This is a genomic window from Pseudoalteromonas sp. PA2MD11, from assembly GCF_017808125.1.
GTDB lineage: Bacteria > Pseudomonadota > Gammaproteobacteria > Enterobacterales > Alteromonadaceae > Pseudoalteromonas > Pseudoalteromonas simplex.
On sequence record NZ_JADKNF010000009.1, the window covers coordinates 95,259 to 102,557 of the forward strand.

Here is a 7,299-nt window from a genome sequence, read left to right on the forward strand (position 1 = left end):
ATTCGGTTTTATCAATGGCAAGTATCAATTTTTATCAAGTGATAATACTTGACTATTTTGGTCTGGTAATTAAAATTTGCACACCTTAGCGTGCAGTAACATCGGGGGCTCCATGAAGTTAACATCAAAAGGCAGATACGCAGTAACCGCCATGTTGGATGTTGCACTACATACAAATGTGGGTGCAGTGCCTCTTGCCGATATTTCTGAACGCCAAGAGATTTCGTTATCTTACCTTGAACAACTATTCGCCCGTTTACGTAAAAATGGCCTTGTGACCTCTGTGCGTGGCCCAGGTGGCGGATATTTACTAGGTCGAGAAGCGAACGAAATTTCTGTCGGCGATGTGATTAACGCCGTTGATGAGTCTGTTGATGCAACACGTTGCCACAATGCAACGGGTGGCTGCCAAAGCGGCATGCGTTGTTTGACTCATACCTTATGGTCGGACTTAAGCGCACGTATCGAAGAGTTTTTAAATAGTATTACCCTTGCTGAATTGGTGGAAAAGTCAGATGTGAAAGAAGTCGCATCGCGCCAAGATAACAGCATCAACAATGCAATTAAGCAACTGGAAAACATTCAAGTAAGCTGTCAACTGTAGCTTGACGAAAGCGGAGAGAGAAATGAAGTTACCGATTTATTTAGATTACGCAGCAACCACGCCTGTTGATGAACGTGTGGCAAAAGAAATGATGCAATGCCTGACTATGGACGGTAATTTTGGTAACCCTGCATCACGCTCACACCGTTTTGGTTGGCAAGCAGAAGAAGCCGTTGATCAAGCGCGTACAGATATTGCTGATCTGATCAACGCTGACCCGCGTGAAATTGTTTTCACTTCAGGTGCTACAGAATCAAACAACCTAGCAATTAAAGGTGCTGCGCAGTTCTATAAGAAGAAAGGCAAGCACGTTATCACGGTTAAAACAGAGCACAAAGCAGTGCTTGATACGTGTCGTGAACTAGAGCGTCAAGGTTTCGAAGTTACCTATATGGACGTTGAAGAAAACGGTTTACTTGACCTTAAAAAGCTTGAAGCTGCAATGCGTGACGACACAGTACTTGTGAGCGTAATGCACGTAAATAACGAGCTAGGTGTTATCCAAGATATCGCGACAATCGGCGAAATGTGCCGTGAGCGCAAAATTATGTTCCACGTAGATGCTGCACAAAGCGCAGGTAAAGTACTTATCGACGTGCAACAGTTAAAAGTAGATTTCATGTCGTTCTCTGGCCACAAAGTATATGGCCCGAAAGGTGTAGGCGCACTTTATGTTCGCCGTAAGCCACGTGCACGTTTAGAAGCGCAAATGCACGGTGGTGGTCATGAGCGTGGTATGCGTTCAGGCACACTAGCTACTCACCAATTAGTTGGTATGGGTGCGGCATTTAGAATCGCTAAAGAAGATTTCGAAAAAGACCATGCACACATCAGCGCACTTCGTAAGCGTCTGATTGATGGCATCATGGCTGATATGGACGAAGTTTACTTCAATGGTGAACCAAGTCACTCAGTTCCAGGTATTGTAAATATCAGCTTCAACTTTGTTGAAGGTGAGTCGTTATTAATGGCTGTTAAAGACATTGCTGTTTCATCAGGTTCAGCCTGTACCTCAGCAAGCTTAGAGCCTTCTTATGTACTACGTGCATTAGGCCGTAATGACGAGTTAGCACACAGCTCAATTCGTTTCAGCATTGGCCGCTTTACGACTGAAGAAGAGATTGATTACACCGTTGAACTAATCAAAAACTCGATCGGCCGTTTACGTGAGATGTCTCCTCTATGGGAAATGCATCAAGAAGGTATTGATTTAGATTCAGTTGAGTGGGCGCATCACTAATCAGTGATCGCCGCCGCTAGCAGGTAGTGAGGATAGTATTATGGCTTATAGTGATAAAGTAATCGATCATGTTGAAAATCCACGTAACGTGGGTGCTTTAGACAAAAATGATCCGTCAGTTGCAACAGGTATGGTGGGTGCACCAGCATGTGGTGACGTAATGAAATTGCAAATCAAAGTATCACCAGAAGGTGTAATTGAAGATGCAAAATTCAAAACATATGGTTGTGGTAGCGCAATCGCTTCTTCTTCACTTGTAACTGAGTGGGTAAAAGGCAAAACATTAGATGAAGCTGCAACAATCAAAAACACTGATATCAGTGCTGAGCTTGAATTACCGCCAGTGAAAATCCACTGTTCAATTTTAGCAGAAGACGCGATTCAAGCAGCAATTGCTGACTACAAAAGCAAACAAGCGAAGTAAGAGATAAATTCATGGCAGTGACATTGACAGATGCGGCAGCAAACCGCGTAGAATCATTTTTAGCAAATCGCGGCAAAGGCATTGGCCTACGCGTTGGCATTAAAACGACGGGCTGTTCAGGTCTTGCTTATGTTCTTGAATTTGTTGATGAGTTAGCAGACGGCGACGAAATTTTTGAAAGCCGTGGTGTGAAAGTGATCGTTGACGCCAAAAGCTTAGTCTACATTGATGGTACTGAGCTTGATTACACCAAAGAAGGTTTGAACGAAGGGTTTAAATTTAACAACCCGAACCAAGCCGATGAGTGTGGTTGCGGCGAAAGCTTCACCGTTTAAGCTTATAAAACTTTCTTTGCTTGAAGCCCTGCCTATGTAGGGCTTTGTTCTTTCCTGTTTACCGAGTTGGACTATGTAATGCGTTACTTTGAGTTATTTGCAATTCCAGTAGATTACAACATTGATTTAGCGACTATTAATAAACACTACCTTGAGCTGCAACGTGCAGTTCACCCAGATCGCCACGCAAGCTCTAGCAGCCGTGATAAATTACTTGCTGTGCAAAATGCAGCAGAAATCAATGATGCATTACAAACCTTAAAACACCCGGTAAAACGTGCTGAGTACATGCTAAGCGAGCTTGGTGTTGATATTCGCGCCGAGCAACAAACATTACAAGACCCGCTATTCTTAATGCAGCAAATGGAGCTGCGTGAAGAATTAGAAGAACTTGAAAATGCCGCAGATCCTGATGCAGCAATTGCCCAGTTTGAAGCGCAAATTAAACAGCTCGATAAACAATACAGCAGTGAATTAGCCGCTCAGTTGGCAAGTAATGATGAGCAACAATGGCAAGCTGCCGCTGACAATATTCGTAAATTGAAGTTTGTTTATAAGTTACGCGATGAACTAGAGCGTATTGAAGACAGTTTATTTGATGATTAATCGTTAGTTGTTACACAACAGCTATTTAAGAGTTTAAAAAGAGCATTATGGCATTATTGCAAATTGCTGAGCCGGGGCAGAGCGCGGCACCACATGAGCACAAATTAGCAGTCGGTATTGACCTTGGTACAACTAACTCGTTAGTTGCAACAGTGCAAAGCGGCGAAGCGCGTACACTGACTGATTTAGCAGGCAATGCGATGCTACCATCGGTTGTTCAATACCAAGCAGATAGCATTGTGGTTGGTGAGCGAGCGGCTGCAGCTGCTACTCAAGACCCTGCAAACACACTCATCTCGGTTAAGCGTTTTTTAGGTAAAACTCAGGCTGAAATCGAAAAAAGCTATGGTCAACTGCCGTACGAATTTTGTGAGCATGATGGCTCATTAGCAATCAGCACAGTTGCAGGTGCAATTAGCCCTGTTACTGCATCGAGTGAAATCTTAAAAGCATTGAAACTGCGCGCAGAAGACAGCTTTGCAGGTCAAGATATCTTAGGTGCAGTTATTACTGTGCCAGCTTATTTTGATGATGCACAGCGTCAAAGCACCAAAGATGCTGCCGAGCTTGCTGGTATTAAGGTATTACGTTTATTAAACGAGCCAACGGCTGCGGCTGTTGCTTATGGTCTTGATTCAGGCCAAGAAGGTATTATCGCCGTATACGATTTAGGTGGCGGTACCTTCGATATTTCTATTTTACGTTTACACCAAGGTGTATTCGAAGTGCTTGCGACTGGCGGTGACTCAAGCCTTGGTGGTGACGATTTTGACTCGCTACTAGTTGATTACTTCAAAAAACAAACGGGTGTGAGCGAGCTTTCTGCATCGGTATTGCGTTTATTCATCAATAAAGCAAAAGCGTGTAAAGAAGCACTAAGCCAATACCAAACTGTAAATGTTGGTTTAGAGTTTGATGGTCAAAGCCACAAAGTTGAAGTAACCCGCGAAACGTTTGATGAGCTTGCTCTTAGCCTGGTTAAGAAAACACTACGCTCTTGTCGCCGTGCGGTTAAAGATGCCGGTATCGAGAACGAAGAAGTACTACAAGTTGTAATGGTTGGCGGCTCGACTCGTATGCCAATTGTACGCTCTCAAGTTGCTGCATTTTTTGATAAAGAGCCACTGACTTCTATCGACCCAGATCGCGTAGTTGCACTCGGTGCAGCACTGCAAGCAGATGTATTGGTTGGCAATAAGCCAGATTCAGACATGTTGCTATTAGACGTATTACCACTGTCGCTAGGTCTTGAAACCATGGGTGGCTTGGTTGAGAAAATTATTCCACGTAACACCACGATCCCTGTTGCACGTGCACAAGAGTTTACCACTTTCAAAGATGGTCAAACGGCTATGTCACTGCATGTACTACAAGGTGAGCGTGAGTTAGTTGACGATTGTCGTTCATTGGCTAAGTTCAGCTTAAAAGGTATTCCGGCCATGGCAGCCGGTGCTGCGCATATTCGCGTAACCTTTAAAGTTGATGCTGATGGCCTATTAAGTGTATCGGCAATGGAAAAATCAACGGGTGTGCAGGCTGAAATTCAGGTCAAACCATCATTTGGTTTATCGGATGATCAAGTTGCAAATATGCTCAAAGAGTCAATGACTAACGCGAAAGACGACATGCAAGCGCGTATGCTTAAAGAGCAGCAAGTTGAAGCTTTACGTGTTGTTGAAGCGCTTGAAGCATCACTGGCAACCGACAGTGCATTACTTGATGAACAAGAATTAGGTGCGTTAAAAGCAGAAATTGCTAAACTTGTTGCCGTACGCGAAAGTGCAACAACACCTGCAGAAATTAAAGCAGCGATTGAAGCTGTAGACAATGCAAGTAGCGAATTTGCTGCTCGCAGAATGGATGCATCAATCAAAAAAGCGCTGCAAGGGCAGTCAGTAGACGAAGTTTAACGAGGTAAGGTATGCCACAAATTATTTTTCTTCCACACGAAGAGTTATGCCCAGAAGGCGCTGCTATTGAAGCTCCTGCAGGTGAAACTGTATTAGATGTTGCGCTAAAGAATGGTATTAGCATTCCGCATGCATGTGAAAAATCATGTGCATGTACAACATGCCACTTAGTCATCCGTGAAGGCTTTGACTCTTTAGATGAGAGCGATGAGCTTGAAGACGATATGCTAGATAAAGCATGGGGTCTTGAGCCTGAGTCACGCCTTGGTTGCCAAGCGGTGATCAAAGATGAAGATTTAGTGGTTGAAATTCCAAAGTATAATCTCAATATCGTTAATGAAGAGCATTAATTTTTAACGGCTTTGATTTCGTAAAAACCGCTGTAGTTGCTTGGTCTCTACAGCGGTTTTTTTATTTTAGAGCTGATAGCTGATAGCTGATAGCTGATAGCTGATAGCTGATAGCTTTTACTTGGAGGTTCTATGTCTGATTTGGTTTTTTCTGATTCGTTTATCGACGGTGACTTTTACTCTACGAGCCAGCGTTTTAGTGTAGATAATCCCGCAACCGCAGAGGCGATCACCCATGTCTCTGATATTGATGAAGCAGGGGTTGAGCTGGCTATAAAAAGTGCTGACGAGGCATTTAGCAAACTAAAGCAAACAACTGCAACCGAACGTAGTGAAACGTTGCGCCGTTGGTACGACTTAGTTATTAAGCACAAGCAACAGCTTGCTGAGTTAATGACTAAAGAGCAGGGTAAGCCTTTAAAAGAATCCTTGGGCGAAGTGGAATACGGTGCAGGCTTTATTAAATGGTTTAGTGAAGAGGCAAAGCGTAGTTATGGCGACACCATTCCGGCTACTGACAGCAAGCATCGTTTAACAACGATAAAGCAGCCAATTGGTGTGGTAGCTGGTATTACACCTTGGAATTTCCCGATTGCGATGATCACTCGTAAAGTGGCACCCGCTTATGCCGCGGGTTGTAGTTTTGTCATAAAACCTTCGGAGCATACGCCATTATGTGCCATTGCCTTAGCCTACCTTGCTGATAAAGCAGGATTTGTAAAAGGAGCGCTGAACGTAGTGGTCTCTGAAAACGCTAAAATGGTGGGTGAGATCATGACTGAGTCTGAGCGTGTGCGTAAATTCACATTCACAGGCTCAACCGGTGTGGGTAAGCAGTTACTATCGCAGTGCGCTCCAACAATTAAACAAACGTCTATGGAACTTGGCGGCAATGCCCCGTTTATTATTTTCGATAATGCCGATTTAGATGAGGCAGTTGCTGGCCTTATGGGGGCTAAATTTAGAAACGCAGGGCAAACTTGTGTCGCCGCAAACCGAATTTTTGTTCAGCGCTCAGTGCTTGAAACGGTGCTCGAAAAACTCACAGACAAAGTGGCTGAGTTAAAGGTGGGTAATGGTCTTGATGATGGGGTAGATATTGGCCCATTAATTTACCCTAAAGCAAAAGAGAAAGTTCAAACGCTTGTGCAAGATGCGGTTGATAAAGGGGCGTCGTTAATCGGTGACAACAGCGAGCTTGAAGGTAGCTTTCAAGCGCCATTAATTTTAACTGATGTTACTCCAGAGATGGATATCTATCATGATGAAGTGTTTGGCCCTGTAGTCAGCATCATCGCCTTTGATGATGAAGAAGAAGTTCTTCAGCTTGCGAACGACGTACCTTACGGTTTAGCTGCGTATTTTTATAGTGAAAACATCAAGCAAGTTTATCGCGTAAGCGAAGCACTCGAATACGGCATGATAGGTATTAACGAAGGGCTTATCTCAAACCCAGTAGCGCCATTTGGCGGCGTTAAACAGTCTGGTTTAGGCCGAGAAGGCGGCCACCAAGGGTTAGATGAGTACCTAGAAGAGAAGTATCTTTGTGTTAAGGTTTGAGCGATAAGCTATAAGTGCGCGTGAAAAAATTTCACGCCTACAATACCTCGCACCTCGTAGGAACGGCTTTAGCCGTGAATAGGTCAGATCTATTCGGCGTTAAAACGCCACCTACCGTGTAGGCGTCACGCTTGCTTGGCGCGTTTTACATCAATACCCTGACGGCAAATCCAAAAACATCGCGCGAAATAAATTTCACGCCTACAATACCTCGCACCTCGTAGGAACGGCTTTAGCCGTGAATAGGTCAGATCTATTCGGCGTTAAAAC

The 7,299-nt window shown here is 44.1% G+C and carries 8 protein-coding genes; all 8 read left to right on the forward strand.

Annotated features, from left to right (window positions below):
* The first annotated feature begins 112 nt into the window (after positions 1 to 112).
* The 8 genes from iscR to ISP07_RS11520 all read left to right on the forward strand — a co-directional run bounded on the left by iscR (position 113) and on the right by ISP07_RS11520 (position 7,029).
* On the forward strand, positions 113 to 604 hold the full coding sequence (gene iscR / locus ISP07_RS11485) for a Fe-S cluster assembly transcriptional regulator IscR (protein ID WP_054552499.1): 492 nt from the start codon (positions 113 to 115) through the stop codon (positions 602 to 604).
* Between the two features lie 22 nt (positions 605 to 626).
* Positions 627 to 1,844 (forward strand): IscS subfamily cysteine desulfurase, encoded by a 1,218-nt coding sequence (locus ISP07_RS11490; RefSeq protein WP_054552500.1) that lies wholly within the window; start codon positions 627 to 629, stop codon positions 1,842 to 1,844.
* A gap of 40 nt (positions 1,845 to 1,884) precedes the next feature.
* Complete coding sequence (iscU, locus tag ISP07_RS11495; protein ID WP_054552501.1) at positions 1,885 to 2,268, forward strand: Fe-S cluster assembly scaffold IscU; 384 nt, start codon at positions 1,885 to 1,887, stop codon at positions 2,266 to 2,268.
* Between the two features lie 11 nt (positions 2,269 to 2,279).
* Positions 2,280 to 2,603: an iron-sulfur cluster assembly protein IscA gene (iscA, locus tag ISP07_RS11500; RefSeq protein WP_054552502.1), complete on the forward strand. Its 324-nt coding sequence runs from the start codon at positions 2,280 to 2,282 to the stop codon at positions 2,601 to 2,603.
* A 78-nt stretch (positions 2,604 to 2,681) separates the two neighbouring features.
* Complete coding sequence (hscB, locus tag ISP07_RS11505; protein ID WP_054552503.1) at positions 2,682 to 3,209, forward strand: co-chaperone HscB; 528 nt, start codon at positions 2,682 to 2,684, stop codon at positions 3,207 to 3,209.
* A 47-nt stretch (positions 3,210 to 3,256) separates the two neighbouring features.
* On the forward strand, positions 3,257 to 5,119 hold the full coding sequence (gene hscA, locus ISP07_RS11510; protein ID WP_063529989.1) for a Fe-S protein assembly chaperone HscA: 1,863 nt from the start codon (positions 3,257 to 3,259) through the stop codon (positions 5,117 to 5,119).
* A gap of 11 nt (positions 5,120 to 5,130) precedes the next feature.
* Entirely contained in the window at positions 5,131 to 5,469 is a 339-nt protein-coding gene (fdx, locus tag ISP07_RS11515) for an ISC system 2Fe-2S type ferredoxin (protein ID WP_054563549.1), read from the forward strand.
* 132 nt (positions 5,470 to 5,601) lie between these two features.
* Positions 5,602 to 7,029, forward strand: a complete 1,428-nt coding sequence (locus ISP07_RS11520) for an NAD-dependent succinate-semialdehyde dehydrogenase (RefSeq protein ID WP_209327684.1) — start codon at positions 5,602 to 5,604, stop codon at positions 7,027 to 7,029.
* The last annotated feature ends 270 nt before the right edge of the window (positions 7,030 to 7,299 follow it).